Below are 26,548 nucleotides of genomic sequence, written 5' to 3'. Positions count from 1 at the left end.
ATAGAATTATTATACACCTGTTGTAGCTGTTTCGTCAAAGAAATACGCATAAAATTTATGTTTCCATAAATTTTGTATGTATAACAGGTTTTCAATTATCCTATAACAGATAGAAGGATATTATTCAAGTAAATGATATATCCCACATTTGCTGCTTGGGTAATTTTAACGTAACACTTAGTCTAATGCAAAAATCCGACACGAAAGGTGACGATTTGACAATGAGCGAACCTGTTTTTCTGAAACGTACAATAGTGAAACAAACACTCTGGAGCGAGCATCTGCAGGAGGAACGCAAGCTGCGCATTTATCTTCCTCCCGGCTATAACGAGGTACTCAGTTATCCGGTGGTCTACTGTCAGGACGGAGAAGAATTCTTCAACTTCGGCCGGATCGCCACGCTTGCCGGACAGCTGATTCTGGAGCAGGATGTGGATCCCTTCATTATAGTGGGTGTTGAAGTGAACGTAGCAGTCCGCACCGAAGAATACGCTCCGTTTGGCAGCCGCTTCAAGCAGTACCTTGCATGCTTCGCCGAAGAGATTATTCCCTTCATTGAAAACAATTATCCCGTACGGCGTACGCCGGAAGAACGAATCATCGCCGGAGATTCCCTGGGCGGCAGTGTCTCCCTGCATCTTGCCCTGGCTTATCCGGCCCTATTCAACCGTGTCCTTAGCCTTTCCGGCGCCTATTACCCCGAAACCCGCCGGCTGCTGGAACAGGAAGATGATCTCTCCTGGCTTCAGATCAATATGGTCGTCGGTTTGCAGGAGCGAGACTATAAAACTGATACCGGAATCTACGATTTCGTAGAAATGAACAGGGAAACCAAAGCGATGCTGGAGTCAAGGGGAGCAACCGTATCCTACCGTGAGAAGGACGGACGTCATCTCTGGGGATTCTGGCAAAAAGAGCTACCGGAATCATTACTCTATTTCTTCAACCGCTGAAACACCTTATAAGGCCTAAAAAGTGAACATCTTCCGAACTTATGTATGTTCTGCAGGTGAGTGCGCTCTCAGTAAAGGGCGGGCAAACGGTGCCCGTCCTTATTTGTAAGGACGGCAACCGGCCCGGCTGCGGACTTAATTCTGTTCCAGCTTCTCGGTAATAATACGTTCGAGCAGCACCTCACAGCCGGCATTCACCAGATCATACACCTGCTCGAAATTCCCGGTAAAATATGGGTCCGGCACTTCACGAAGCTCCTCGTCCGGCAGCAGATCCATGAAGAACAACAGCCTAGACTTCTCGCCTCCGGGAATTTTGCGAACATTGTCCCCATTAGACTTGTCCATGCAGATTATATATTGAAATTTCTCAAAGTCATCACCACTCACTAGCCGGGCTGTCATGTGCTCATAGCTAATTCCATGCAGATCCAGAATCCCTCTTGTACCCTCATGGGGCATCTTGCCGATATGCCAGTCTCCGGTTCCGGCTGAATCTACAGCGATTTGATCGGACAAATGACGCTGCTCTACTTTGTGGCGCAGAACTGCTTCAGCCATCGGTGAACGGCAAATATTGCCCAGACATACGAATAACACGTTTACGATCTCTCTCACCTCCTGTGACCATATATGCCTTCCAATCCGCAGATGAATCTTGGGGCAGAACGCACCTGACTTCATTTTAGCGTTATGGCAGCAATTGTACAACTTTTCAAACTGCATTATACTGTTCAGGGTGACTAACTTAATTGCCACAACAAGGAGGGGATCATATTGCCATTTGGGCGTGTTGTCATATTTGCAGGCGGTGGGCTATCACCGGATTGTTTGCACCTATTAGATGAAGAGGATTTTATTATCGGAGCGGACCGGGGAGCTCTTTTCCTGATTGATCACGGATACACACCTGATATTGCCGTCGGAGATTTCGATTCCGTCTCCCCTGAAGCGCTGCTGCAGATACAGGCGGGAAGCAAGGAGACCATCAGCTGTGATCCGGTCAACAAGGACCTGACGGACAGTGAAATGGCGCTGGATCTTGCCCTGAATACTCAGCCTGAGTCCATTCTTCTTATGGGTGTAACCGGAACCCGCATGGACCATACACTGGCCAGTATCCAGATGATGACCCGGGCGCTGCAGCGTCAGGTCGCCTGTTCTATCATGGATGCGAATAACTATATTACGCTGACCGGCTCGCATGCTGTAGTCGAGGAACGAGGGTATACCTATGTTTCTCTGCTGCCTTTGACACCGGAGGTCACAGGGATTACGCTGCAGGGTTTTCAATATCCGCTGGAGAATGCCACCCTTAAGCTTGGCCAGTCTCTGGCCGTAAGTAATGTACTGAGCGCCGCTAGCGGAACGGTTGCCATTGAGAGCGGACTCCTGTTAATTATCCAGAGCAAGGACTGATTACATAGGTTTTTAGAGACATCACTGTAACCTTTGTTTCAAAAATGTAAAGCCGGGAATCTCCTTACGCAGTAAGGGTTTTCCCGGCTTTTTCCTATGCCTGTTTAAGATAAATATTAATATTTTGTAACTTTTAATGAGATTTTAATAAAACGCTTACAACGTAGGTCCAGCCTGCATTTGAAGCCTCTGCTCCATAATTTAGGAAATAGATAACCTGCTATACTACGAATCAGAGAAAGAAACTAGAAAGATAAACACAAACCTGGGAGGTATTACTACATGAATAAGCAACAATGGTTTAAGCAAGTAATTGCTATTGGAATGTGCACAACAATCGGGTTCAGCACCCTAATGGCAACCGGAGCAGGCACAACCCCTGCTGCTGCCGCATCCGTATCCTCTTCGGCTGTCACATCCGAATCTGTATCCGCATCTTCGACCGGCTCTAGTATTGTCAGCTTCGGCAAAAAATATCTGGGAACGCGTTACCAGTTCGGTGCATCCACTTCTACTACAAGATACTTTGACTGTTCTTCATTTACTCAATATATTTTCAAGAAATATGGCGTTAACCTGCCGCGTACTTCCGTAGCCCAATCCAAAGTAGGCTCCTCCGTGAGCAAGGCCAACCTGCGCATCGGCGATTTGGTGTTCTTCTCCAGCGGAAGCCGGGCAACAGGTAAGAACGTAACGCATGTAGCAGTCTATGCAGGCAACGGCAAGATTCTCCACACCTACGGTTCACCTGGAGTAACAATTTCAGATTTGAATTCGGGCAACTGGAAAAAAACCTACCTGAAAGCACGCCGCGTACTGTAGGCGCATCTCTCTCTTACTAAACGTGCTTCATTCACGATTTGTTGCAAAATCCATAGCACGGTTCTCAAAAAAGCCGGAGAGGCAGTTAAGAATTCCCTAACCTGTGACACCGCTCTCCGGCGTCCGCAGTACATATCCGGTTCCGCGTACCGTATGTATCAGTTTATTCCGGTGGCCCTTGTCTACCTTCATACGGATATGCCGGATGTAGACATCCACCACATTAGTGTCTGGGTGAAAATGATATCCCCATACCTGCTGTAAAATCTCGTTTCTGGGACAGGTTTCACCCAGATTAACGGCTAGATAGTACAGCAGGTCGAATTCCTTGGGGGTCATCTTCAACTCTATTCCGTCCCGGCTCACCTGCCGGCGGCTGGGATCGAGCAATAAGCCATCCACCCTAAGCAGCGAAGCCGCTCCTCTGCGGCGTCCGGTAAGCTTCAATAAATTGAGCACCCTGCATTTGAACTCTCCGGTATGTACAGGCCTCACCATATATTCATTGCCCCCTGCCTCAAAAGCCGAGACAGCTGCCGGACCACGCTCCCCTTCATTCCCTCCGGATATCACCATTACCGGCAGAACCATCCCCTCTTCCCGCATTTCTGATACCACCCTCCAGCCTGACCACTCTCCGGGTTCACACAGCTCTGCGAGCAGCAGCACAGGCCCCCTGTTTGACAGCAATAAGCGAAGATCTTCCAGATCCGCGCTTATTGCTGTTTTCATGCCGAGTTCACGGATTGCCGCTTCAAGTTCGGCATGTCCTTCCTCCCGTCTGCTCCGTTCCTCAGCAGTCTCCTGTCCGCCCGGATCCGGGCCGGGCACATACCAGGCGATGACTTCATTCACATTGATTCCTCCATATTCCCGGCTTGCACCAGTTGAGCCGCCACAGATGAAGGTTAGAATTCCCAATAAGCAAAGAGACCATTCCCATGAATGGTCTCTTTGAGCTTATTAAGCGAATTCAATTAATTTACGAAATCGATTTCCTGGAAGGCTGCTACCTCGGTGTCCCAGCGTTTGGCCACAAAAGCCTGATGATCAGGATGATTATTATAAGTATTATAAGCTGCCTGATCCGCGAACTCCATCGAGAAGCCATACTGGAAATCACACTTAACACTGACTTGGCGCAGCACCTCGAAATTCATCACTACCGGAATGGCGCTGAGAATCTCCGCTCCGTCCCGCAGGAAGGCAGCGGTCTCCGCAGAATCGGGTGCATGCTTCAATGTAAAAATAGCCATATGCCTGATTGTACCGTTCTTCATCCTCTTCTCCCCTTCGTTAGCCGAAATACCGGTGATAGAAGCTGCGTGCTGCAGCGGTATCACTGGTTCCATGAATTAATGCCCTTCCGTCGGCGAACACAACCATACGGTAAGGCTCCTCCGTTAATGAGACCAGATACGGATTGCTCTCCACCTTGCCGGTATTCAGCCTGGATAGACGTACAGCTGTCTCCTGCAGATTGAGGCTCCTGCGCTGTGCCGGGCGGATCTGGACCGTATCCCGGCCGCAGAGCACGTCACTGCGCTCTGTGTTAGATGCAGACAAGTACGGATAGACCGGACGTTCACCGCAGGATGGACAGTTTACTTTTTTCGCCGCCTTGACGCCAATCTCCTGCTGTTCATTCTGCCAGAGATCGAATGTCAGCAGCTTGCCGCGCAGCTTCTCTTTGTACCCGCCGAGCAGCTTCAGCGCCTCAGCCGTTCCATTCGCTGTAACCATCTGCACAGCTTGCGGCAAAATGCCGGCCGTATCACAGGTATCCCCGCCCAGCGGGATCGTACCCAGCAGACAATTCAGACAGGGTGTTTCACCCGGGAGAATGGTGTATGTAATTCCGTAGCTTCCGACACAGGCGCCATAGATCCAGGGAATGCCGTGTTTTTGCGCCAGGTCATTCATGATCAGCCGGGTGTCGAAGTTATCCGTCCCGTCCATAATCAGATCTACTCCCGGAAGCAGGCTCTCCATCTCCTCTGCACGCACATCCAGCACATGGGCTTCAAGCACGATTTCCGAGTTAATCTCCATGAGTCTGGACTTGGCCGCAGCCGCTTTGGGCATCCGCAGACGGGCATCCTCTTCCGTATACAGCTGCTGCCGCTGCAGATTACTCCACTCTACATAATCACGGTCCACAAGTATGAGCCGCCCTACCCCGCAGCGCGCCAAAGTCTCGGCAATCCCTGTACCTAGTGCGCCCATCCCAACAATCAGCACGCTTGAACGTGCCAGTCCCTGCTGCCCCGCAGCACCGAACGGAGTAAAGCGGACCTGTCTTGAATACCTTCCGTCCCGTCCCGCCGCTGATGCCGGAGCCGGTTTGTCTTTGTCATTAGGACCCATTCCTGAACAGCCCCCTTTATCCAATAAAAAATGTTAATTCCGTTTATCACTCAATATTATGAAAATCCGGGAAACAGCGCCTTGCAGCGCTCCTCCCCGGAAGTTGTAATTCATCTATACAATCTGAGCAGACCACTGCTCCACATTCCAAACCTTCGTTACCCAATCCTCGTAGAATTCCGGTTCATGGGAGACAAGGAGAATCGTCCCTTTGTATTCCTGCAGCGCCCGTTTGAGCTCTGCCTTAGCAATAATATCAAGGTGATTCGTAGGCTCATCGAACAGAATCCAGTTGCTCTCACGCATCAGCAGCTTACACAGACGTACTTTGGCCTGCTCGCCACCGCTCAGCATGCTAAGCGGACGGGTAATATGTTCATTCTTCAGCCCGCAGCGCGCCAGATGGCCACGTACTTCATTCTGGGTGAGACTGGAGAATTCATTCCATACATCTTCAATCGGGGTAATATTCTCCGCCTTCATTTCCTGCTGGAAGTACGCTGAACTCAGGTAATCCCCCAGATAGGTTTTGCCGCTGTAGGTCGGGATTACACCTAGAATCGTTTTGAGCAGCGTGGATTTGCCGACACCATTGTACCCGACAATAGCAATCTTCTCCCCGCGTTCAATCATCATATTCAGCTTGCTTGGCAGCAGCGGACGATCATAACCAATCTCGAAGTCAACGCCTTCGAACACGGTCTTCCCGCTGGCCCGGCTCTCTTTGAACTGGAAGGTCGGCTTCATCGCCTCTTCCGGTCGATCAATCCGTTCCAGACGTCCAAGCTGCTTCTCACGGCTCTTGGCCCGGCCCGATGTGGAAGCCCGCGCTTTATTGCGCTGGATGAAGTCTTCCTGCTTTTTGATGAAATCCTGCTGCTTCTCATACGCATCAATGTGCTGGGCTTTGTTCATCCCTGCCATTTCCAGGAATTTCTCATAGTTGGCCGTATAGCGGGTCAGCTTTGAGAACTCCAGATGATAGATCACATCCACGATTTTATTCATAAATTCCGTATCATGGGAGATCAGCATGAAGGCATACGGATAATTTTTCAAATAATTGGTCAGCCAGTCAATATGCTCCACATCAAGATAGTTGGTAGGCTCATCGAGCAGCAGCACATTTGGTTTCTCCAGCAGCAGCTTCGCCAGCAGAACCTTGGTCCGCTGCCCCCCGCTCAGGCTGGTTACATCCCGGTCCAGACCGATTGCCGACAGGCCGAGGCCGCCCGCCATATCCTCCACCTTCACATCAATCATATAAAAGTCCCCGATGTCCAGCTGTTCCTGAATCGTGCCCATCTGATCCAGCAGCAATTCCAGCTCTTCGGGAGTGGCGTCGCCCATTTTATCCGTGATGGCCAGCATTTCAGCCTCCAGCTCCAGCAGCGGCAGGAAGGCATCTTTAAGCACATCGCGTACCGTTTTGCCTGCCGTTAGCTGGGTGTGCTGATCTAGATAGCCGTATCGGACACGCGGAGTCCACTCCAGTTTGCCGCTGTCCTTTAACAATTTACCGGTCAAAATATTCATCAGCGTAGACTTGCCCACGCCGTTAGCTCCAACAATTCCTACATGTTCTCCATCCAGCAGGCGGAAAGATACATCCTTGAACAATACCCGGTCCCCAAAGTTGTGGGAAACGTCTTCTACAGTAAGTAAACTCATAAATTCTCCGCAAGCTCCTGTCTATATTATCAATATTACTAATCGGGTTAAGCACATACATCACTACATTCTAGCACACCTATGTCCAGTGCCGAAATAGAAAATAAGCCTAATTCCTGCAAAACACGCAGAAAAAGTAGTGATTTCATCGTTTTTTCTGAAATATTCCTCTATTTTTTGCAGAAAATCGTTTGTCCGTTCCGAGTCCAAGCATCTCTCCAACCGCTTGCCCCAGCTTCCCTCTGGTCTGAAAAGGGTCCTGCTGAAGCGGCAGGCTGCACACCTTGGCCTGTCCCAAAGCAGAAGCCAGAAGCGCTGCCGCAGAACCGCCGGCCAGCGGCAGACAGATCCGCCATTCCGGCTGAGGGGTGAGCCCGCTGCGGCGCAGCCAGTGCAGCGTATCCTCCAGCCGCCAATCCGCCCCGGAGGCCACCAGTAACGGCCTGCCGCTGGCCGTGAAGGCGGTCAGGGCCCCTTCGTAACCGCCTGTCCCCAGATCCAGAACCACGAAGGAATATGCCTCACCCGTCCGCTGAGGCAGTCCGTCAGCCGGCGCAACCTTCCAGAAATCTACGTTGTTCCAGGTAAAGAAACGCTCCGGCAGAACTCCACTATGGATGCCATTTATTTCAGGCACTTCTGACATTCCTTTAATGCGGTTAAATACTTGCGCATCAGGAGCACACTCCACCCAGGCAGTGTGGCCGGCCCGCGACAAATAATGGCTCACAGCCAGTGATGTATGCGTTGTCCCCAGTCCCGGAGCTACGCCCAGCACAGCCACTACTAAGGTCTGCTGGGAATGCAGCCTATCAGAAGCAGCCTGCAAATCCGGCTTAAGCTCCGGCGCTATCAGCTCTGCGGCTTGGGCTTCAAGCGGTTCAAGAGCTGACAGCACCTCCTGGGCACTGCCGTACCGCTCCTCCGGATGATGACGCAATAGGCGCCGGATTACCGGAATCAACCGGTCTGGAATGCTGCCGTGCAGCCTCCGTTCCATTCCCGGCTGCCAGCTGCTGAATTGTCCGCCGGAAGCCATGTACAGCAGCAGCGCACCCAGCCCGTACAGGTCAGACAGCGGACTGCTCTGTGCACTGCCATATTGCTCCGGGGCAGCGAAGCCGGCGGTCCCCAGCTTCTCGGTGTCTTCATCCGGTCCGTTTCTCTGCTTACGGGCGATGCCGAAATCAATCAGTCTCAGCTCCTGTTGTCCGGACAGCATAATATTGGAGGGCTTCAGGTCACGATAGACGATCGGCGGATGATGGCTGTGCAGGTATTGCAGGACCTCCAGCAGCTGCCTGGCATAGCTGATAATCCGCCCTCCTGTAAGAGCTGCCGGATGCTCAATCATATATTGATGAAGGGTCACCCCATCAATGTAATCCATCACCAGATAACTGTAGCCGTCACGGTCTGGCGGGAAGAAATCACCAATCCGCGGCAGCTTAGGATGATTCAGTGAGATCAACAGCTCTGCTTCTGCCTGGATGGCTCCAATGCTATGCTCTCCCCCTTCCCGTATTACACTTTCCTTAACCGCCCATACCTTTCCCGGCAGCCGCAAATCCTCTGCCAGATATACTCGGCTCATTCCTCCTGAACCGATAAGTCCGGTAATAGAGTAACGTCCTCCAAGGATTTGTCCGGTTGTCAGCTTGCCCGCTACATTCATCTTTTTTCCTCCTTATGGTCACGCAAAAAAGGGAAAGCATCCGCCGCCGGCACCTTGAACCGGCATGAAGCCGGCGGTGCAGATAGCGGGATGCTTTCCCTTTATCCATGAACCTAATTAATATTTAATCATATAAAGTGTAATTTCATCGCGGTTATGGAACAGCTGCTTCGCGCGCTGAATCTGCATCCGCTCACCTTCGAACATGGCTATAATTTCCTTAATCATCGCCAGCGGCTTCTTATGCATTAGCTTCACTGTGACAATGGCTGTACCACCCGGGGTCAGACTATGGAGCAGTCCGGTAACCAGCTTCGCCATCAGCTTGGGGCTCCAGCTCATATCGCAGACCAGCAGGTCAAATTCATTCTCACGGAATTTGACCTCCCCGGCATTTTTACGCAGAATCTTGAGTCCGGGATAATTGCGCAGCGATTCATGCATCAGAGCCGGATCTACAGCGGTTACCTTAAGGCCTCGTTCCAGCAGGAACGAGGTCCATCCGCCCGGGGAAGCGCCGATATCCACCGCATTCTTGAAGCTGTGGAACGGAATCGCGAATTCCTTCTCCGCCTCCATCAGCTTGAACTTGGCACGTGAGATCTGTCCGTCCTCCTTGCGGAAGCGGATCATCCCGCCGTTCCAGCTGGAGAGGTTCTCTTCCGGCCGGGATACACCGGCATAGAGGGCTTCTCCATCTGCATATACGGACACCACCCATGCCGGTTCCTGTACGGTGAATTCTGCACCCAGACTGTCAAGCCGGCCCTGCAGCCACTCCCGCAGCTCTCCCGGGCTGTCTTCCCAGAAGGACGTGCTGCCCTTGCGGACATGCAGCGAGACCTTCTCGCCCTCCAGCTCTGTCCGCCGGCTTAAGTATGCGGCCAGCCTGTCCATAGCAGACATATCGCCTGTGTCCTGGAACTGCACCGGCTGGATATGCCGCAGGAAGATCGGCAGGTTCTGTGCCAGCATCCGCGATACCTCTTCAGGCTCTGCCTCCAGCGTTGCCAGGAACACTTCACCCGGCAGCAGCAATGTACTTTTCACCGCTCCGAACAGGCGGCGCAGCTCCTCTTGTGCATAGGGAGCAAAGCCGTGGTTCGCGGTGCAGATGTATCTTGAAATTATTTTTTCATCAGGAGCCATGTTTGGCTCGAGGGGTTCTTGCGTAAATTCGTTCAAATCGATGTGCCTCCAGGTCTTATTTTTATCCAGGGACGGCCGCTATCCCATTCAACATCAACGGGTATATCGAAAGTGTCCATCAGCATTTCCCTAGTCAGCACTTCTTCCTTGGGACCGGCTCCCGCCAGTTTCCCGTCACGGATCAGCGCTACATGGGTGAAGAGCGGTACAATCTCCTCTACATGATGCGTCACGTACACTACAGCCACATTGTGCTGCTTCAGCTTGTCGATCTCGGCCAGCATCTTCTCACGCTCGTAGAGATCCAGGCCGGCGCAAGGCTCGTCCATGATCAGCAGCTTGGGCTCGGCTATCAGGCAGCGCGCCAGCATCGCTTTCTTACGTTCCCCCTGGGACAGGGTACCAAACGGATGGTACGCCAGTTCGCTGAGATTCATATCGTCCAGCAGCTTCAGCGCCTGATCCTGCACACTTTGCGGGATTGCCTGATAAAAGCGAAGGTAGGCATAAGCACCAGTTGCGACGACTTCCCATACGGGATCGCTGAGCGAGAGCTTTTCCATCAGGGATGGTCCAATATAACCGATTTCCTTGCGCACCTCACGTACATCACACTGGCCGAATTTGTAGCCCAGCACTTCAACAGAACCCTTGCTTGGAAACAGGTAACCGGTCATCATTTCCAGTAAGGTGGTTTTACCGGAGCCGTTACGCCCGAGAATTACCCAATTTTCACCTTGCTTCATTTCCAGAGACACGTCATCAAGAATCAGACTTTGTTCCCTGCGCAGGGAAAGATGTTGTAAAGATATCATTATGAGGTCACTCTCCTTATGTAATCCAGTACCCGTTCTACCGAGCCCATTGAATAAAAGATTTCCGGTTCAGCGCGGCGGTCCGCCGGCACTACCATCAGTGCAGGCACACTGGATATACGATACGTGTTTATAAGTCCGGGCAGCATATTTACGTTGCCCTCAGCAATCAGAAGTCCGGGCGGCAGCAGATGCTGTGCAACCTCCAGCATACGCCGTGCTGCCTTGCAGGTCCCGCACAGTGGGGTATACAAGAACACTGCGAGAGGTTCTCCCGGTCTTCCGAGCAACTCCATCAGCTCATCCTGATTCATATCCTTCATCCAGCCGCCGCTCCTGCAGCAATTTCCTGCAGCCTCTCCAGCCCAAGCGGGCCATTGTACAGCTGTGTACCGGCAGGCACGGCCGGATATAAGATTTCGTACATTTCCTTGCGCCCCTCAAGGCTCGAGGTGTGCAGATAGATTTCCCGCGGGAATAATCCTTCGAGCACCATCCGTTTAGCCACTTCACCCCCGCAGAAATCCTCCGGGCCCATATCATAATCAAGCGACAGAATATCAACCGGGCCGCTGCGCAGCATCAGCAGACACTCTCCGGTGGTTCTGGCCAATGCAAAACCGGAAGGCCGTCTTCTCATATCGTCCATATATATATTCATCACGTTTCATCCTCCGCTTCAAACCAATGCCTGACTACAGCAATTTCCGCCCTGTGAGTACCGTCAGGCCCTTTCTCTGTTTCCATCGCAACAGCAGACACATTGCGCAGAGGAGCAGAAGTCAGTAGCTCCCGCAGCGCCTTCCCGCCAATATGGCCTTGTCCGACTCTTGCATGCCTGTCGCGTCTGGAGCCGCAGGGGAACAGGGAATCATTCAAATGTACGGCAGCAAGCTGCTGCCAGTAGCCTAGCGCTGTGCCCCGCTGCAGAAACTCGTCAGTATGCTGCGGATTCCATATCCCTGATGCGAAGGCGTGACAGGTATCGAAGCAGAAGCCGATTTTCTCCGGATAATGACTCAATTCACGGACTTTGACCAGTTCTTCCAGCGTCATGCCTTCTTGGCCGTGATTGCCTGCCATATTCTCAATCAGGAGCTTCGTCCGGCCTTCCCACCCGGCCAGGGTGTCATTTATACATTGTATAATATTTTGATAGCCTTGTAATGGCTCCATTCCGGCAAAATGGCCAAAATGCACCACAATGCCCAGGGAGCCGCAGGCTTCGGCGATCTCCAGATCATTGCGCAGCGAAGCGGCCATAACGGCTCTGCCTGCGGGATCTGCGGCCAGATTGGTCGGATAAGGGGTATGGGCAATGGAGACCATCCCCTGTTCCCGGCAATAATCGGCACATAAGTGCGCATCCCGGTAGTCCACAGGCTTAAGCTTCAGACTGCGCGGATTCTTCGGGAAATACTGGAAACACGACGCACCGCTCTCCCTGGCGAACCGGGCAGCCTGCCCGTATCCGCCGCGTATGCTGACATGTGCCCCTATTCCGGGATTAAGCGTCATGCTGGCAATCCGGGCAATAAAACACCTTGCGTCCGGATTGCTCAGTCTTGATAATCGTTCCCCCGCCGCGCAGGCAGGGTTCGCCGCCGCGGTCGTACACTTTACAAGCATCGTTGTAAGAGCCGGTAACCGTATCTCCGGTCATGAACGGCATTTCCATATAACCGCCAATCTCGGTTGCCTCCGTCAATACCTTGCGCACACTGTCATACAGCCGGGTTACTGCCTCCGGTGACAGATTCTGAACGAGCGTAGAAGGCAAAAGTCTTGCTTCAAAGGCAATCTCGTCGGCATAACAATTGCCGATACCGGCCATAACATGCTGGTTGACCAGCAGGCTCTTCAGCGCACCGCGGCGTCCTTTGAGCAGTGCGGCGAAGCGTTCAGCCGTCATTCTCCGGTCCAGCAGCTCCGGTCCAAGCTTACCCATTGCCGCTTCGCTTTCCTTAACAGACAGGAGATGCAGATATCCCAGGCGCAGACCCATGAAGTAGAGGATATGCTCTCCAAAAGCCAGTTCAACTTGAGTAGTCCGGTCCGGACGTTCCTCCTCTGTACCATAGAACAAAAGTCCGCCCAGCATCAGATGCAGCAGCAGTCTTCTTCCGTCATGCAAATGGAACAGAATATGTTTGGCACGGCGTTCTACGAACACGATCCGCGCTCCAACCAGACTGTTCACGAATTCTTCCGTCTTCATATTGATTGTTTTTTCTCTATTTACGGTTACCCCCGTAATTGGAACATTTATTAGATGCTGGCTCAGCAGCTTTCTGTAATTCTCCATTTCCGGCAATTCCGGCATATTGTCATCTTCCCTTCCAGGTTGGTAAAAGGCATACCTTTGTCATTATACACCGAGCAGCACCATAAGTTCAGCTAAATCAGCACAAATTTCATCCGGCTTAACTCCTGTAACTGTCTGGTAGCGCTCCAGATTATCGCGTGTGGTAAGACCCGTCAGCACCAGTATCGTGCGGCAGCCTGCATTTACACCGGCAGAAATGTCTGTACGCATATTATCTCCGACAACAACCGCTTCCTCAGATGTGATCCCCAGCAGTGAAGTCGCATAGGTAATCAAATGGGATTCCGGTTTGCCGATCACTACAGGTGACACTCCGCTGGCTGCTTCAATTGCAGCTCCAAGGGTTCCGGCGCCGGGCATCACCCCGTCATCGGAGGGGAGCATCAAGTCCGGGTTGGTAAGCACAAACTTGGCTCCTTCCCGGATCCAGCGCGAAGCCCGGGCCAGCGATTCATATGTAAAAGAACGGTCGATGCCCTGGACAACATATTGTGGATTCTCCGTAACCAGGGTCAGCCCCGCTTCGGCGCAGGCCTGCACCAGTCCCTCTTCTCCAAGTATCGCCACTGTAGCTTCCGGTGATTCCTCAGCAATGTAGCGTGCCGCAGCAAGCGATGAGGTGCAGACCTCTTCCGGATTCGCATCAATTCCCATCCCGCGCAGATGTACAGCAACACTTGCCGCTGTGCGTGATGAGTTATTCGTGACAAACAGGAACGGTACAGCCGCTCTACGCAGCGCTGCTATCAACCGATCTGCATCCGGAATCATCCGGCCGCCGTGATACAAGGTTCCGTCCAGATCAATTAACAAACCACCTATATTGTTCATAATACCCCCTGTTTGAGTCCCGTTTATTTAAATCATCGCATTAATAGTTAATGTTATAAATTATCTTCGCAATTTTCTAACCATTTCCCTCTATAGCCCACTGTTATTGAGTTTTTTGATGGCATCCTAACTTTTCCGCTACTCCGTTTCGTCAATTTCTCTACTGCTTCGTACGCTTAATGCTCTCCTATTATTTAAAATTTAACATACTTCGTCGAACGATAGCGAACCGCTGTACCGGCAGGCTTTTTTTGGCATAGCCCTGTCATTTCCTGCGCTTTCCCGGAAAATAATTCATTCCCCGGGGGCATTTCCCGTGGCTCTCCGATGGACCGGGAAGGTGCAGAATTCCTCCGCCAGCAGTGTAGCCGGGAAGATGGCCTGCGCCTCTTCCAGGAGTGGAATCAGCTCCTCCTGTGAGCTGTACCGCGAGCTGAAGTGGGTGAGCAGCAGTTCACGCCCGCCCGCCTCACGTGCAAGCTCCGCGGCTTGCCGGGCTGTACTGTGATGATACTGATAGGCCATATCAGCCAGGTCATGAGCAAAGGTAGCCTCATGAATGATCAGATCAGCATCCTGTGCCAGCGGCAGTGTTCCCTCGCAAGGACGGGTATCGCCCAGAATAGTAACAATTCGGCCGCGTTTCGGCGCATGAATCACATCCGCTGCCCGGATCACAACCCCGTCTTCAGATGTGATATCTTCACCTCTCTTCAGCTTGCCGTACAGCGGCCCGGGCTTCAGCCCGTAACTCTTAAGCAGCTCTGCATCGAGGTTGCCCGGACTGTCTTTCTCCGTTACCCGGTACCCATAGCTGTCAATTCTATGCTCAAGCAATCCCGCCTCAACCTTGAACGTGTCATCCTCAAACACAAGCCCGCCGCTGTGCTCAATAATTTCAAGCTTGTAAGGGATTCGCGACTGGCTTGCGGACAGTGAAATATCCAGATAAGCTTTGACCCCAGGAGGTCCATACACTGTAAGCGGTGATGTACCGCCCTGATATCCGCGGCTCGACAGCAGCCCCGGAAGGCCGAACAAGTGGTCACCATGCAAATGGGTGATAAACAGCTTTTCCAGCTTGCCCAGCCGCAGCGGTGAACGGAGAACCTGATGCTGTGTTCCTTCTCCACAATCGAACATCCAGAACGTGCGCCGTTCTTCAAGCAGCCTGAGGGCGATTGAGGTTACATTCCGCTGCAGTGTCGGTACCCCGGCATTTGTTCCCAAGAAATATATTTCCATTATGCCCCTCCTCTCTTCTATCGTACTTCTCACCTTATTTTTATCATGCCGGTTCTTATGAAAAGAATTCTACTCTGTTTTAGCGCTGAAAGCATCTTTCAAGCGGAATCGGCTGGATACGATACATATAGCTTCTTATATTTCCAGCAAAAAACCTCCCGGTGACGGGAGGTTCAGCTATGACGGGCACAGCCCTTCTGACAGGTGATGATCAATTAGGGCAGTTACAGCTTCTCCACATTGAAATACTGCGCTTCAGGATGTGCAAATACCATAGCCGATACCGAAGCCTCCGGCTCCATCATGAAGCCTTCAGTAAGGTGAACTCCAATATCCTCCGGGGACAGCAGCTTGAATAACGGCCCTTGATCCTCCAGATCCGGGCAAGCCGGGTAGCCAAAGGATACACGGATTCCCTGATAACGCGCCCCGTGTCTCTGCTTCATCGTCATATCCGCCGGGTCCGGGAACCCCCAGGTATCCCGCATCATATGGTGAACGCGTTCAGCCAGACCTTCTGCCACCTCCAGCGCTACTGCCTGCAAGGCATGGGAACGGAGATAATCTCCCCGGTCCTTAAGCTCCGTGGACAATTCACGTACACCATGGCCGGCGGTTACGACCAGGAATCCGACGTAATCCATAATTCCGCTGTCCACCGGCTTCAGGAAGTCGGCAAGGCAGAGATAAGGCTCAACGTTCTGCCGTGGGAAGGTGAAGGTATGCAGCACATGGGCAGGGTTCTGCGGGTCATAGATCAGGATATCATTCCCGCTTGACTGGGCCGGGAAGAACTGATACATGGCATGAGGAACAATGGTACCTTCCAGCATCGCCTGATGCAGAATATCGTCTACGGTTTCTTTCAATTCCACTGTACGCGCATCTCCAGCTGTCAGCTGTGCTTCCACGGAACCACGCAGCCCCAGATGATGACCGAGCAGCATCTGCATGTTCACATAAGGAATAATATGTCCGAGCGGATAATTGCGCAGGACATGACGTTCCAGATCCGGCGGAGTTAACACAGGGGCGTCCGCAGAAATTTTGGAGCGGACGGCACGCGTCAGTTCGGGAAGCGGCTGCTGCGGAGCCACAGCTACGGCAGCCTCTGCCTCTTGGCGTATCTCTTCCTCAATCTTCCCCCGCTCCAGCGGATTCATCAGCCGGTTGGCGATATCCAGACCATCCATGGCGTCCTTGGCGTATAATACCAGGCCGTCATATTCAGGCCGGATACGGGTCTTGGTGAACTTACGGGTTAATGCCGCACCGCCGACCATAATCGGCACGTCAATGCCGGCAGCGCGCAGATCCTGCGCCGTCAGCACCATCTGCTGCGCCGACTTCACCAGGAGGCCGGATAATCCGATGGCGTCTGCTTTTTCCTTGCGAAAGGCTTCAATTATGTTCTCTGGCGGAACCTTTATACCCAGATTGACGATCTCGTAGCCATTATTAGAGAGGATAATCTCCACAAGGTTTTTACCGATATCATGCACATCGCCCTTAACGGTTGCGAGCATAATTCTTCCTTTAACCGAGGTCTCATCCTTCTTCATAAACTGCTCCAGATGTCCGACCGAGGCCTTCATTACTTCAGCGCTTTGCAGCACTTCAGCAACAATCAATTCATTGTTATTGAACAATCTGCCGACTTCCGACATCCCCGCCATCAGCGGACCATTAATTATCTCAAGCGGACCGGATAACTTCAAGGCTTCGTCCAGGTCAGGAATGAGCCCTTCCTTGGTTCCCTCAACGACATACGAAGCGAGACGTTCTTCCAGCGAGAGATTGGAGATCTTCTCTTTCTTCTCGACCTTCTTCTCCCGGAAAGCCGCTACGAACGCAGACAAAGTATCATCATTCGTATTATAAATCAGCTGTTCGGCAAGCTTGCGTTCTTCTTCCGGAATGGAGGCATAACGCTCCACCTTTTCGGTATTCACAATTGCATAATCCAGTCCGGCTTTGGTGCACTCATAGAGAAACACAGAGTTGAGCACTTCACGGCCCGCTTCCGGCAGTCCAAACGATACATTGCTTATGCCCAGAATCGTATGAACGGAAGGCAGAGCTTCCTTGATCAGGCGGATACCGTCAATCGTCTCTTTTGCAGAACCGATATATTGTTCGTCCCCTGTTCCGACAGGGAATACAAGGGTATCAAAGATCAAATCTTCGGCGGCCAGCCCGTATTTGTTCACCAGCAGATCGTATGAACGTCTGGCAACCTCCAGCTTGTCCTTAGCCAGGATCGCCTGCCCGGTTTCATCAATGGTGCCCACAACGATCGCAGCACCGTATTTATGAATCAGCGGAGTCACGAGCTCGAATTTCTCTTCACCGTCTTCAAGGTTAATGGAGTTAATAATCGCCTTCCCTTGGCAATATTGCAAGGCCAGATCAATCACCTTCGGATCGGTGGTATCGATCATCAGCGGTACTTTGACCTTCTTCACTACCAGCTCGAGGAAACGTTTGATATCCTCCGTCTCATCACGGTCAGGGTCCTGCACACAGACGTCAATGACCTGCGCTCCGCTCTTCACCTGTGCGCGGGCAATCTCTGAAGCTTCCTCATACTTGCCTTCGACAATCAGTCGTTTGAACTTCCGCGATCCCAGCACGTTGGTCCGTTCACCGACCATGTAAGGACGGTTATCACTCTCAATGTACACAGGCTCTATGCCGGAGAGTGCCGGCGGATGAATGCCATCCAGTCCGCGCGGCGGATATACCGACAGGGCTTCGGCCATCGCCCGGATATGATCCGGGGTTGTGCCGCAGCAGCCGCCGGCAATGTTCAGCCAGCCCTTCTCGGCGAAACCGGCCAGCTTGCGGGCAAGTGAATCCGGAGATTCATGGTAGTTGCCGTTCTCGTCCGGGAGCCCGGCGTTCGGATAGCAGCTTACTGCTGCTGAAGAAATAGCAGACAGCGAACGGATATGATCGCGCATGAATTCCGGTCCGGTCGCACAGTTTAATCCGACAGAAATCGGCTTAAGATGCTCCAGTGAAATGTAGAAGGCCTCGATGTTCTGTCCGGCAAGCGTAGTTCCCATAGGTTCAATGGTACCCGAGATCATCACCGGCAGTGTAATTCCGCTTTTCTCGAAGGCATTGTGGATCCCTATACTTCCAGCCTTCACATTCAATGTGTCCTGGGAAGTCTCCAGCAGCAGGGCGTCAACCTTACCGTCGATCAACGCGACCGCCTGCTCTTCATAGCTGTCCACGAGCTCCTGGAACGTTACTCCTCCGGTTACGGAGAGCGTCTTCGTCGTCGGTCCCATTGCCCCTATAACGTACCTTGGGCGTTCAGGTGTATCGTATTTATCTGCAGCATTACGCGCAAGTCTCGCAGCCTCCAGGTTAATCTCCCGGGCCCGCTGCGGGATATCATATTCTGCAAGCACCACAGAGGTGGCGCCGAATGTGTTGGTCTCAATCAGATCCGCACCGGCTTCCAGGTATTTCTCATGAATATCCTGAATCACCTCCGGCCGGGTAAGCACCAGCATTTCATTACAGCCATCCAGCTCATCCCCGCCGAAATCCTCACCGGTAAGCGGCACCTGTTGAATCATTGTGCCCATGGCTCCGTCTAGTATCAATATGCGTTGCTGCAAGCTTTCTGCAAGTGTGAATTTGGCCACTTTCAATCCCCCCAGTAAAACATTAGAGTAAGTTTAGCAGAATAAAGGGAATTCGGAAAGCCTTCCTTTCCACCCTGCATTATTTGTATTAACAGTATAGCTACGGCTCACAACTCATCACGGCTGTACCGTGAGTTCTTTAGACGGCATTGAGTGCTGCGTACGGGCAGTCACATGGGAAGTGACCGTATAGCTGCCGGCTTGCTCAAATGTACTTTCACATACATAAGCTCCCTCTCCGTCACTTGCCCCTTTCAGCTCAGTGCTCTTGTCTGGCTCTGCATTATCTACAATTTCGAAGATCACTTCTTTGGCGTCCTCTACAACTACTCCGTCCTGACTAATGACAGCTTTAAAAATCACCTTGTCGTTAACGGATACTTCTTCCGGACTCCAGCTTAGCTCTACCTTGATAGGCACCATTGAGGAATCAGCAGCTGCATGCATATACATTTCCTCTTCATTATTCCCTGAACAGCCGGCAAGCGTCATGCCCATGACAATGCAAATGAGACCTCTAAGTATCTTTGGCTTAATCATCTGGAGCCCTCCCGGTTCATCGAATAGATTCATCTTCATGTTAACAACGAAAGTCAGATTGCTTTCTTCCTTATTATACACATTTTATTCAACTTGTCGGAAATAAGCTTCATTAACGGCCATATCACATGATAATAGTCATATACATGAACTACATTCATCTTGATCCTCGCAGGGATATTAAAAAAGCCAATATCCTATAAGGATACCGGCTTCATCTAAATCAGTTATAGGGAGTGTACCAATGGCAGAAGCTCCGAAAGATGCCTGATCTGATAATCCGGAGTGATGTCCGGGTCAGGAGTCTTGGCCGTCCGGTTGATCCAGACCGTCGTTAGACCTGCAGCCAATCCACCGAGAATATCAGTCGTAAGCTTATCTCCGACCATTATCCCTTGCTCAGGCGTAATATCCAGCAGTCCGAGGGCATGCTCGAAGATTGTCTTGTCCGGTTTCCCTTTACCGAAGCTTCCAGAAATGACAATATGGTCAAAATACGGAATAAGCTCAGGTACACCATCAAGCTTCTCCTGCTGGAGTGCAGGACAGCCATTCGTCAACAGCAGCAGCTTCACCTTGCCGCGCAGCTCATCCAGCACCTGAAGCGTCTCTTCATATATATAAGGACGGCTGCGGCGCTCAACGGCGAACTTGGCAGCGAGGCGTGCCGCCAGCGCTTCATCGTCCACTCCAAGAGAGGCAAGTCCGCGGCGCCAGGATTCGGTGCGGTAGGCCGGAGCAAGCTGTTCCAGCTGGCGGAATTCCGGCTGGTCTCCAGCTGTGAAGTTAGCCCATAGTGCCTCAAAAGGATTAATCCCAATCAGCTTCGTGAACGGAAAAGTCTCGTAAGACTCATAAAGCGCACGCGCTTCTCTGCGCACCGCCTGTTCAAGCTCTTGCGGATCAACAGAATCCCCTGCAGCCTCAGAGGCGTAGCGGAATGCTTCTTCCACACTTCGATCATCCCATAGCAGTGTATCGTCAAGGTCAAATAGTACGGCGGTAATCGGCATTTCGTTCTCCCACTCCCTATGCTGGTCTATCTTACTATTCGTGCACTACTTCAATGTTGTTGTTCTTGCCGAATTGTTCCAGGCGTGCAGCCATGGCGGCGGTGTCATACCGGTTGATCAGCTTGGAGAAAATCCATTGCTTGCGCTTGCCTTTATACTTAATGGTAACTACACTGCGCGACAAGGTAATCTTCTCAATTTCAGTTGCTGGCAAAAAGCGTTCGCGGTTGTATTTAATAGTAGACAGACGGGCGCGTTCCACCTTAAGGAACGGACGGCGGAAGAATAACAGCGCGGCAAGCAGGAAGTACAGTACTACCCCCAGCCAGTTGGCCAGTATTCCGCTTCCTTTCGCTTCATCAATGGAACCGACTACCCAGAACATAATGCCAAGCAGCATTAACACGACAGGGAATACAATATTCCGGCCTTTGAAAATATCGACGCTCTTTGCAGCAGCTTTAGAGCTCGTCCCATAGATCGTCTCTTTTCCCTGCTTCTTTCTTTGCTGATTGATTTGCTTGGTGTTGCGTTGAACCATTCTTTCCCAAGAACGGGCCATGTTAGTTCCCCCTAGTCATCCTGTATTATCTATGAAAAGGCCGCAGACTAAGCTTTACGTCCGTTGTTGCCTTCTTCATGCTCCGGATCATCCACAATCTCAATGGTATCAAGCTGGGCCCGGAAATTGCTGCGGATATTGCCCAGATATATCTCGCGGAGTTTGGCGCGTTCTGCCAATTCTTCCTCATTCAGGCCGCCATTCTTATGTTTGCGTGCCAATTCATTAATGCGTGCGACCAATTCGTCAATATTCAATACGTTCCCCTCCCCTATAAATTCATTCTAACTTTGCCATGAGAAAAAGAGCTTGTCAAGGTCTACCCCCTGAAAGCTCTCTTAGTCAAACACCAGTATGCTTCTTTCGGTTAATATACCGGCACGGTCAGTATATCTCCTGCCTTAATTCCGCTGTCCTTCAGACCATTTGACTTCTTGATCCCTTCTATATATACAGCAGTCCTCATATCATCCGGTTTATTCTTGAGTGCAATGCTCCACAAGGTGTCTCCGCGTTCAACTACGATCCGTTTCTCAGGCTTCATTAAAGTGACAGAACCAGCGAACACATTACCGACTACTGTAAATCCGGAGATCGTGAGTAATAGTATCAGAGATATCTTAACAAAGCTGACCTGGCGGAATATCGAGGTAAGTACAGACAGCAGGCGAAGGGTCTTGTCTCTGAATTGTGCCAATGGATTATGGGGTAATGGATTACCGGGAGCGGACACCTTGATATCCTCATTGTAGATACTATTGTAGGTACTGTATTTTAACATAAATATCGTCCTCCAAACACTTGTTCTTACTTTCGAAAATAATATAACACGAACATGTGTTTTGATCAATAGTTTTTTCGAACAACTGTTCCCTTTATTTTTCGGGCTATTATTCTCACAATTTAGAACTTATGTTTGTACGAACGGCAGTTCTATGTTATAATTTTCCCAAACATAGTATATGGGGTTGATTCCGATGTCAAAGATTTCGAGTCGCCAGCTGGCGATCCTGGAATTTATACGTAACGAAGTCCGCAGCAAGGGTTATCCTCCGTCCGTTCGGGAAATTGGTGAAGCTGTTGGCCTGGCCTCCAGTTCTACAGTGCACGGTCATCTGGACCGGCTTGAGAAGAAGGGCCTGATCCGGCGCGATCCTACGAAACCGCGGGCTATTGAATTGCTCGGACAGGAAGATTCAGAGAATGTACATCAATTCGTCCAGACGGTTACCCGCATCCCAGTAATTGGTAAGGTCACTGCTGGTGTTCCTATTACCGCTACAGAGAATATTGAGGATTACTTCCCGCTTCCTACTCATTACGTAGGGGATAACAAGGTATTCATGCTTTCTGTACTCGGCGACAGTATGGTTGATGCCGGGATTATGAACGGCGATTATGTTATTGTCCGCCAACAGCAAACCGCTGACAATGGTGACATCGTTGTTGCGATGACCGAAGAAGATGAAGCAACCGTTAAGACCTTTTACAAAGAACGTGATCATATCCGGCTGCAGCCGGAGAATCCGGCTTACGAGCCTCTCCGCCTTAACCGCGTTACTATTTTGGGCAGAGTCATTGGATTATTCCGCGATATCCATTAATCCTTCTCCTCCATAATCAGGCTGCTCCGCATCACGCGAAGCAGCCTTTTTCCTATTTAGATCCTGTTACGCTTGCCTAAAATGCCAAAAAACCAACGCAGGAACATTTGTTCCCATATCGGTTTTTGGCATTTTTTACTCCGAACCGCTTTAGCTATCCGCACATATCCTGATTACAAAGGAGTGCTGATCCCATGCCCAACTATCGAATTATTGTCGACCTTTCACAGCGCATGCTTTATCTGCTTGATAATGACACCGTAACCAGAGGATTTCCTGTCGGCATTGGCCGGATGCTGACCGTCTCGCCGGTAGGCGAGTACACGATCATTAATAAGCAGCCCAATCCGGGCGGACCGTTCGGAGCCTTCTGGATGGGCCTGTCCAAGCCGCATTATGGAATTCACGGAACGAATGACCCTTCCTCTATCGGCCACATGGTCTCCCACGGCTGTATCCGCATGTATAACCAGGACGTGGTCGCGTTGGCTGCCATCATTCCCATTGGTACCCGTGTAACCATCAGGGAGTAGCCGCAATCATGCAGCCACCTATAACTCCCTATATTTGAACACAAGAACCCCTCTGACGGGTTTTCGCCAAAGGGGTTCTTCACAGCATTATTGCACAGTTTGCTCATAACCAAGCTCGTCCAGAATACTTTCAGCCAGACTCCACTGTTCCGCAGGTGAGTCTTTGCTTTTTTTGGCGTAGACCAATGCACTCTTGGTAACTTTCTCGATCAGCCTGCGTCCCTGCTCTTTGGTGATGGACACTTCCATCCCGGAGCGGCCCACCACCTCAGACAGACAAAAGAACGCAATCCGCATCGCGTAATTGTCTCTGCTGAGGAAATAGAATAGATGAGGCACGTTCTTGAGCAGACGGTCAACCCAGTTCGTAATCTCCCGCACCTGATAAACTTCCCGGCGATCCTGCTCATACCCATTGAATATAATTATGATTTTGCCCCGTAGCCGCTTCTTCTCATATTTCTTAAATTCACGCAAATAGCTCTCGAGCCGCCCCTTCTCCACATCTTCTCTGGAGACATTCAGCACGGTGGTTCCGGCTGCATCCAATTTAGAACTTTCTTCCAAAACCATATCTGCGTTAACAGACAGTGTTCTATCCTGTAATTCTGGCAGTCCCAAACGCTGCCGTAATTGATCGTCCATTCTTCACACCTTCCTGTATCAAGCTCTTGTGCAGCTTGTTCACCATATCTCCTGGTATATATCGTCCCTCAAACCTCTTACTCTTCATTGATCAATTATACTCCGTGCCTTCTACAGTCTCAATCGTACGGCAAAAAAGACATCCCGGGAGGATGTCTTTGATTGGATACTTTTCCCCTGACTACAGACTACAATACGCTGCGCAACGACCGGATAGCAATAGTGTTTAAACGAATCGCTTCACGTATAGATGCTCTGGCAGCCAGCAATTCTCTTCTGGCACGTGAACCACTTGGAAATCTGCGCAGGTTCTCATTAATTTCCTCAAGTCTTTCAAGCAGGATTGCTCTCTGTGCGAGCAGTGCATTAATTGCTCTGCGGATTCTGTTTCGTTCTCTTTGCGTCATCATTACACCTCTTTTACGTTTTATAGTATAAGAAATGCAAAGATTAGCTTCGGAGACTGTGTGATTTGGCAGTAATATTAAAATTAGCTTTCTTTGACCTTGATAGAGATAATATTGACAGGATTAAGATACTTGCCTCCTGCCGGAATCCAGCCTGTCAAACCACCGGATGTCAGATAGGTTCTGGCTTCTCCCGCCGATTCAAACACAGATTCAAGCTCTTCAATTTGCCCATTCACATACTGAAGCTCAAAAATAACTTTACTCACTTGCGACCACCTCCTCAGCTACTAATTCGTTACCCCGAAGCGTTTACCTGCTTTTACTTCTTGGGCAGCCTTACCCGGAACTCAAATTCGTCACGTCTATAGGTCATTCCGGCCAGCAATACATACTCCGGCGTCCATTTCTGTACAGGTCCGGCGTAATCAGCTATAACATGCGGTTTACCCTCGATCAGTTGAACGACATAGACCTTCACCTGGGCAAGTGCCGCCGCGAATATATCAGCATCACTTGAAAGAACTTTATACGCAGTATTCAACATCTTTCCTCCTTAGTGCACACGCAAGAATAATAAGGATTCATAGAGCAAACAAATCAGTTCAATTATAACGGGTTCTGGAACAAAATGTATACCCTATTTAGAGCTTAGAGCTTGATGAAAATGATCTTAAACAGCCCGAGGTATTTGCGCTTTGCCTTAATATCACCGATAAATGTCTTACTATCCTGAATATCAGGTATGCTGAATGTGGAGAACAGAATGTAATTTTCCCGGATAGTAAACGATTCGACCATAGGCTGAGCGACCATACTGGTAATTTCTCCAGCTAGCCCTCCCCCCAGTGTTTCCTCCAGATGATTCACTGCGTATTCTCCAAAGTCCTCTTTACCCGGATTCATGACCGCTAGTAAAACCAGTACTACTATAATTACGAAAGACAGTTTCGCCGCTGTTTTCTTGCGGGCTCTGGGTTCAGGCTGCGGAGCATCATATCGCGGGTTCATGTTTATTCCCTCCAGCTATAATATTTCTTGAATCGTGAACACTAACGGACTCACAATAAACCTGCAGATTATAACCAGTACATCAACCGGCCCGCTTATCCCCACATCCATTCCGCTCCAGTCCGGACTACCTGCTAACGGTGAATCCAGCCCATATTGCTCTATAATCCGTTCCCTGGTTTCAGTTGACATGCCAGTTCCTTCTGCAGCTCCAGCCTGAGAACAAATTAGCGTTAATAATAGGATCATTGCAATAATACTTACATATTTATTTCTCATTTCATACCCCTATGTAACTTATTTATTAAAAAGGAAATACCGGCACCGCAACAACCACGGCCAGTATCAGCTGTAACAGCAATAGTCCCCAAGCCCAAACCCTCTAAACACATGCTTCACTTCAGCCTATCCTTAGTCATAAAAGTGATTCTCAGGGTAAGCACCTGCAAAGGGTTCCTTTAGTGTGTATATGATCCAGTATATAGGACATGGTACATTATGTAAAATAAACCATCCGGCTAACCATTGGGATGTAGATAAAATAACACGTCAGCCATTAGTCCGGCGAGTCGCTTTAATTCAATAGCTCTATTAAATATCTATTATCCTAAATAATAATTTTGTATTTTATGTGTATTTTGTAAAAAAAGGATTGAAATATATTCTCATATATTTATAATAATTACCAGATATATGAAGGGAGACATCACGAGATTGTCCACTAGAGATACTCTTCCCCTCATGTCTTACATTGAAATTGACCGTAGACTATATCCACGACCTATTCACACCTTAAGACAGAGATCGACCAGAAACCCTAAAAGCATTTCTCGTATTCTTAATTCGTTATATGAGAGCAATTACATCACCGTGGGTGATTTGATGAAAGCTTCATTGGCTGAATTGCGTTGCTTAAGGAATTTTGGCGTCACGGGGCAAATGATTGTCGTCGAGTTGTTAGAGGCCCATACCAAACAGTTGTCTGAGATTTCCCGCTAAGGACCTTTTAAAGGTTCTTTTTTTATTATCTCTTTTCTCCAGCTTAATCTGCGCTGTTCCCGCAACAATTAATCCTACGATTATTAGCACAATGCCTTTTCTATTTTTCAAATAATGCTCTTAAGTTATTTTCATTCCGCTTCAAGCTCCGATCATTTAGTCCTAGGCAATTACAACCATTTTAATACATTTTATTATTTTTCGACTTATTTATATACATTCTTACATAATACCGCATTTCAAATCATCCTTACTACTCATATACATTATTATCCATTAGGAGTATTGTTTTTCATGAA

The 26,548-nt window shown here is 50.2% G+C and carries 30 protein-coding genes and 1 pseudogene; 6 read left to right on the top strand and 25 right to left on the bottom strand.

Translation table 11 applies throughout. From position 1 onward, the window contains the following. Nucleotides 1-221 precede the first annotated feature (221 nt). A complete protein-coding gene (locus MKZ24_RS19710) occupies nt 222-953 on the top strand; it encodes an alpha/beta hydrolase (RefSeq protein ID WP_340785695.1) in 732 nt (243 codons plus the stop codon). A gap of 135 nt (nt 954-1,088) precedes the next feature. Here the strand turns inward: MKZ24_RS19710 and MKZ24_RS19705 are convergent, their stop codons facing one another. Then, nucleotides 1,089-1,562: a low molecular weight protein-tyrosine-phosphatase gene (locus MKZ24_RS19705; RefSeq protein ID WP_340790191.1), complete on the bottom strand. Its 474-nt coding sequence runs from the start codon at nt 1,560-1,562 to the stop codon at nt 1,089-1,091. Nucleotides 1,563-1,730: 168 nt separating this feature from the next. Between MKZ24_RS19705 and MKZ24_RS19700 the strand changes: the two genes are divergently transcribed. Further along, on the top strand, nt 1,731-2,372 hold the full coding sequence (locus MKZ24_RS19700; protein ID WP_340785692.1) for a thiamine diphosphokinase: 642 nt from the start codon (nt 1,731-1,733) through the stop codon (nt 2,370-2,372). A 540-nt stretch (nt 2,373-2,912) separates the two neighbouring features. Further along, nucleotides 2,913-3,194 (top strand): annotated as a pseudogene (locus tag MKZ24_RS33125) (C40 family peptidase); the annotation flags it as partial. A 96-nt stretch (nt 3,195-3,290) separates the two neighbouring features. Here the strand turns inward: MKZ24_RS33125 and MKZ24_RS19690 are convergent. The 19 genes from MKZ24_RS19690 to MKZ24_RS19600 form a co-directional block, all read right to left on the bottom strand. Beyond that, on the bottom strand, nt 3,291-4,049 hold the full coding sequence (locus MKZ24_RS19690) for a response regulator transcription factor (protein WP_340785688.1): 759 nt from the start codon (nt 4,047-4,049) through the stop codon (nt 3,291-3,293). A gap of 122 nt (nt 4,050-4,171) precedes the next feature. Further along, complete coding sequence (locus tag MKZ24_RS19685) at nt 4,172-4,474, bottom strand: Dabb family protein (RefSeq protein ID WP_340785687.1); 303 nt, start codon at nt 4,472-4,474, stop codon at nt 4,172-4,174. Nucleotides 4,475-4,490: 16 nt separating this feature from the next. Next, nucleotides 4,491-5,561, bottom strand: coding sequence for a ThiF family adenylyltransferase (locus tag MKZ24_RS19680; RefSeq protein WP_340785684.1), 1,071 nt, complete (start codon nt 5,559-5,561; stop codon nt 4,491-4,493). Nucleotides 5,562-5,675: 114 nt separating this feature from the next. Further along, entirely contained in the window at nt 5,676-7,232 is a 1,557-nt protein-coding gene (locus MKZ24_RS19675; protein ID WP_340785682.1) for an ABC-F family ATP-binding cassette domain-containing protein, read from the bottom strand. Nucleotides 7,233-7,377: 145 nt separating this feature from the next. Then, a complete protein-coding gene (locus tag MKZ24_RS19670) occupies nt 7,378-8,907 on the bottom strand; it encodes a serine/threonine-protein kinase (RefSeq protein ID WP_340785679.1) in 1,530 nt (509 codons plus the stop codon). Between the two features lie 117 nt (nt 8,908-9,024). After that, a complete protein-coding gene (locus MKZ24_RS19665) occupies nt 9,025-10,056 on the bottom strand; it encodes an SAM-dependent methyltransferase (protein ID WP_340790190.1) in 1,032 nt (343 codons plus the stop codon). Nucleotides 10,057-10,088: 32 nt separating this feature from the next. Next, nucleotides 10,089-10,871 (bottom strand): ABC transporter ATP-binding protein, encoded by a 783-nt coding sequence (locus tag MKZ24_RS19660; RefSeq protein ID WP_340785677.1) that lies wholly within the window; start codon nt 10,869-10,871, stop codon nt 10,089-10,091. Continuing rightward, nucleotides 10,871-11,194 carry a thioredoxin family protein gene (locus MKZ24_RS19655; RefSeq protein ID WP_340785675.1) on the bottom strand — a complete coding sequence of 108 codons (324 nt, stop codon included), beginning with the start codon at nt 11,192-11,194 and terminating at the stop codon, nt 10,871-10,873. Before MKZ24_RS19655 ends, MKZ24_RS19660 begins: the two co-directional genes overlap by 1 nt. Further along, nucleotides 11,191-11,532 (bottom strand): cyclic-phosphate processing receiver domain-containing protein, encoded by a 342-nt coding sequence (locus MKZ24_RS19650; RefSeq protein WP_340790189.1) that lies wholly within the window; start codon nt 11,530-11,532, stop codon nt 11,191-11,193. Before MKZ24_RS19650 ends, MKZ24_RS19655 begins: the two co-directional genes overlap by 4 nt. Continuing rightward, on the bottom strand, nt 11,532-12,389 hold the full coding sequence (locus MKZ24_RS19645; protein ID WP_340785673.1) for a deoxyribonuclease IV: 858 nt from the start codon (nt 12,387-12,389) through the stop codon (nt 11,532-11,534). The genes MKZ24_RS19650 and MKZ24_RS19645 overlap by 1 nt, the downstream gene beginning before the upstream one ends. Further along, complete coding sequence (locus MKZ24_RS19640; RefSeq protein ID WP_340785671.1) at nt 12,379-13,194, bottom strand: Fpg/Nei family DNA glycosylase; 816 nt, start codon at nt 13,192-13,194, stop codon at nt 12,379-12,381. The genes MKZ24_RS19645 and MKZ24_RS19640 overlap by 11 nt, the downstream gene beginning before the upstream one ends. A gap of 45 nt (nt 13,195-13,239) precedes the next feature. After that, entirely contained in the window at nt 13,240-14,028 is a 789-nt protein-coding gene (locus MKZ24_RS19635; RefSeq protein WP_340785669.1) for a TIGR01457 family HAD-type hydrolase, read from the bottom strand. A 294-nt stretch (nt 14,029-14,322) separates the two neighbouring features. Then, nucleotides 14,323-15,273, bottom strand: coding sequence for a ribonuclease Z (gene rnz, locus MKZ24_RS19630; RefSeq protein WP_340785667.1), 951 nt, complete (start codon nt 15,271-15,273; stop codon nt 14,323-14,325). 224 nt (nt 15,274-15,497) lie between these two features. Further along, on the bottom strand, nt 15,498-18,875 hold the full coding sequence (gene metH / locus MKZ24_RS19625) for a methionine synthase (protein WP_445324193.1): 3,378 nt from the start codon (nt 18,873-18,875) through the stop codon (nt 15,498-15,500). A 177-nt stretch (nt 18,876-19,052) separates the two neighbouring features. Continuing rightward, on the bottom strand, nt 19,053-19,475 hold the full coding sequence (locus MKZ24_RS19620) for a FixH family protein (protein WP_340785662.1): 423 nt from the start codon (nt 19,473-19,475) through the stop codon (nt 19,053-19,055). A 227-nt stretch (nt 19,476-19,702) separates the two neighbouring features. After that, on the bottom strand, nt 19,703-20,488 hold the full coding sequence (locus MKZ24_RS19615; protein ID WP_042236893.1) for an HAD family hydrolase: 786 nt from the start codon (nt 20,486-20,488) through the stop codon (nt 19,703-19,705). Nucleotides 20,489-20,522: 34 nt separating this feature from the next. Next, a complete protein-coding gene (locus MKZ24_RS19610; protein ID WP_042236895.1) occupies nt 20,523-21,050 on the bottom strand; it encodes a hypothetical protein in 528 nt (175 codons plus the stop codon). Nucleotides 21,051-21,097: 47 nt separating this feature from the next. Then, a complete protein-coding gene (locus MKZ24_RS19605) occupies nt 21,098-21,307 on the bottom strand; it encodes a DUF896 domain-containing protein (protein ID WP_042236897.1) in 210 nt (69 codons plus the stop codon). Between the two features lie 110 nt (nt 21,308-21,417). After that, nucleotides 21,418-21,831, bottom strand: a complete 414-nt coding sequence (locus tag MKZ24_RS19600) for a LysM peptidoglycan-binding domain-containing protein (protein WP_042236899.1) — start codon at nt 21,829-21,831, stop codon at nt 21,418-21,420. Nucleotides 21,832-22,027: 196 nt separating this feature from the next. Between MKZ24_RS19600 and lexA the strand changes: the two genes are divergently transcribed. Continuing rightward, on the top strand, nt 22,028-22,654 hold the full coding sequence (gene lexA / locus MKZ24_RS19595; protein WP_039299199.1) for a transcriptional repressor LexA: 627 nt from the start codon (nt 22,028-22,030) through the stop codon (nt 22,652-22,654). Between the two features lie 194 nt (nt 22,655-22,848). Beyond that, a complete protein-coding gene (locus MKZ24_RS19590) occupies nt 22,849-23,187 on the top strand; it encodes a L,D-transpeptidase (RefSeq protein ID WP_039299202.1) in 339 nt (112 codons plus the stop codon). An 87-nt stretch (nt 23,188-23,274) separates the two neighbouring features. Here the strand turns inward: MKZ24_RS19590 and MKZ24_RS19585 are convergent, their stop codons facing one another. The 5 genes from MKZ24_RS19585 to MKZ24_RS19565 form a co-directional block, all read right to left on the bottom strand. Beyond that, complete coding sequence (locus MKZ24_RS19585; protein ID WP_042236900.1) at nt 23,275-23,832, bottom strand: hypothetical protein; 558 nt, start codon at nt 23,830-23,832, stop codon at nt 23,275-23,277. A gap of 490 nt (nt 23,833-24,322) precedes the next feature. Further along, nucleotides 24,323-24,508 carry a hypothetical protein gene (locus tag MKZ24_RS19580; protein ID WP_042236902.1) on the bottom strand — a complete coding sequence of 62 codons (186 nt, stop codon included), beginning with the start codon at nt 24,506-24,508 and terminating at the stop codon, nt 24,323-24,325. Nucleotides 24,509-24,561: 53 nt separating this feature from the next. Next, nucleotides 24,562-24,786, bottom strand: coding sequence for a hypothetical protein (locus MKZ24_RS19575; RefSeq protein WP_305954185.1), 225 nt, complete (start codon nt 24,784-24,786; stop codon nt 24,562-24,564). Nucleotides 24,787-24,890: 104 nt separating this feature from the next. Continuing rightward, nucleotides 24,891-25,250 (bottom strand): hypothetical protein, encoded by a 360-nt coding sequence (locus MKZ24_RS19570; RefSeq protein ID WP_042236903.1) that lies wholly within the window; start codon nt 25,248-25,250, stop codon nt 24,891-24,893. A gap of 15 nt (nt 25,251-25,265) precedes the next feature. After that, complete coding sequence (locus MKZ24_RS19565; RefSeq protein ID WP_156123184.1) at nt 25,266-25,442, bottom strand: hypothetical protein; 177 nt, start codon at nt 25,440-25,442, stop codon at nt 25,266-25,268. Between the two features lie 501 nt (nt 25,443-25,943). On the opposite strand from MKZ24_RS19565, the gene MKZ24_RS33120 reads away from it, so the two are divergent. After that, nucleotides 25,944-26,249 (top strand): DNA-directed RNA polymerase subunit alpha C-terminal domain-containing protein, encoded by a 306-nt coding sequence (locus tag MKZ24_RS33120; RefSeq protein ID WP_445253824.1) that lies wholly within the window; start codon nt 25,944-25,946, stop codon nt 26,247-26,249. Nucleotides 26,250-26,548: the final 299 nt, after the last annotated feature.

The sequence above is a fragment of the Paenibacillus sp. FSL R7-0297 genome, from assembly GCF_038009025.1.
GTDB lineage: Bacteria > Bacillota > Bacilli > Paenibacillales > Paenibacillaceae > Paenibacillus_AQ.
This window is presented reverse-complemented; position numbering and strand designations above follow the sequence as displayed.

What these genes read in the sequence shown, in the direction of transcription:
- MKZ24_RS19710 (WP_340785695.1), top strand. Translation starts at nt 222, where the DNA reads ATGAGCGAACCTGTTTTTCTGAAACGTACAATAGTGAAACAAACACTC.
- MKZ24_RS19685 (WP_340785687.1), bottom strand. Translation starts at nt 4,474, where the DNA reads ATGAAGAACGGTACAATCAGGCATATGGCTATTTTTACATTGAAGCAT.
- MKZ24_RS19680 (WP_340785684.1), bottom strand. Translation starts at nt 5,561, where the DNA reads ATGGGTCCTAATGACAAAGACAAACCGGCTCCGGCATCAGCGGCGGGA.
- MKZ24_RS19675 (WP_340785682.1), bottom strand. Translation starts at nt 7,232, where the DNA reads ATGAGTTTACTTACTGTAGAAGACGTTTCCCACAACTTTGGGGACCGG.
- MKZ24_RS19670 (WP_340785679.1), bottom strand. Translation starts at nt 8,907, where the DNA reads ATGAATGTAGCGGGCAAGCTGACAACCGGACAAATCCTTGGAGGACGT.
- MKZ24_RS19665 (WP_340790190.1), bottom strand. Translation starts at nt 10,056, where the DNA reads ATGGCTCCTGATGAAAAAATAATTTCAAGATACATCTGCACCGCGAAC.
- MKZ24_RS19660 (WP_340785677.1), bottom strand. Translation starts at nt 10,871, where the DNA reads ATGATATCTTTACAACATCTTTCCCTGCGCAGGGAACAAAGTCTGATT.
- MKZ24_RS19655 (WP_340785675.1), bottom strand. Translation starts at nt 11,194, where the DNA reads ATGAAGGATATGAATCAGGATGAGCTGATGGAGTTGCTCGGAAGACCG.
- MKZ24_RS19650 (WP_340790189.1), bottom strand. Translation starts at nt 11,532, where the DNA reads ATGAATATATATATGGACGATATGAGAAGACGGCCTTCCGGTTTTGCA.
- MKZ24_RS19645 (WP_340785673.1), bottom strand. Translation starts at nt 12,389, where the DNA reads ATGACGCTTAATCCCGGAATAGGGGCACATGTCAGCATACGCGGCGGA.
- MKZ24_RS19640 (WP_340785671.1), bottom strand. Translation starts at nt 13,194, where the DNA reads ATGCCGGAATTGCCGGAAATGGAGAATTACAGAAAGCTGCTGAGCCAG.
- MKZ24_RS19635 (WP_340785669.1), bottom strand. Translation starts at nt 14,028, where the DNA reads ATGAACAATATAGGTGGTTTGTTAATTGATCTGGACGGAACCTTGTAT.
- rnz (WP_340785667.1), bottom strand. Translation starts at nt 15,273, where the DNA reads ATGGAAATATATTTCTTGGGAACAAATGCCGGGGTACCGACACTGCAG.
- metH (WP_445324193.1), bottom strand. Translation starts at nt 18,875, where the DNA reads ATGGGCACAATGATTCAACAGGTGCCGCTTACCGGTGAGGATTTCGGC.
- MKZ24_RS19620 (WP_340785662.1), bottom strand. Translation starts at nt 19,475, where the DNA reads ATGATTAAGCCAAAGATACTTAGAGGTCTCATTTGCATTGTCATGGGC.
- MKZ24_RS19615 (WP_042236893.1), bottom strand. Translation starts at nt 20,488, where the DNA reads ATGCCGATTACCGCCGTACTATTTGACCTTGACGATACACTGCTATGG.
- MKZ24_RS19610 (WP_042236895.1), bottom strand. Translation starts at nt 21,050, where the DNA reads ATGGCCCGTTCTTGGGAAAGAATGGTTCAACGCAACACCAAGCAAATC.
- MKZ24_RS19600 (WP_042236899.1), bottom strand. Translation starts at nt 21,831, where the DNA reads ATGTTAAAATACAGTACCTACAATAGTATCTACAATGAGGATATCAAG.
- lexA (WP_039299199.1), top strand. Translation starts at nt 22,028, where the DNA reads ATGTCAAAGATTTCGAGTCGCCAGCTGGCGATCCTGGAATTTATACGT.
- MKZ24_RS19590 (WP_039299202.1), top strand. Translation starts at nt 22,849, where the DNA reads ATGCCCAACTATCGAATTATTGTCGACCTTTCACAGCGCATGCTTTAT.
- MKZ24_RS19585 (WP_042236900.1), bottom strand. Translation starts at nt 23,832, where the DNA reads ATGGACGATCAATTACGGCAGCGTTTGGGACTGCCAGAATTACAGGAT.
- MKZ24_RS19575 (WP_305954185.1), bottom strand. Translation starts at nt 24,786, where the DNA reads ATGTTGAATACTGCGTATAAAGTTCTTTCAAGTGATGCTGATATATTC.
- MKZ24_RS19570 (WP_042236903.1), bottom strand. Translation starts at nt 25,250, where the DNA reads ATGAACCCGCGATATGATGCTCCGCAGCCTGAACCCAGAGCCCGCAAG.
- MKZ24_RS19565 (WP_156123184.1), bottom strand. Translation starts at nt 25,442, where the DNA reads ATGTCAACTGAAACCAGGGAACGGATTATAGAGCAATATGGGCTGGAT.
- MKZ24_RS33120 (WP_445253824.1), top strand. Translation starts at nt 25,944, where the DNA reads ATGAAGGGAGACATCACGAGATTGTCCACTAGAGATACTCTTCCCCTC.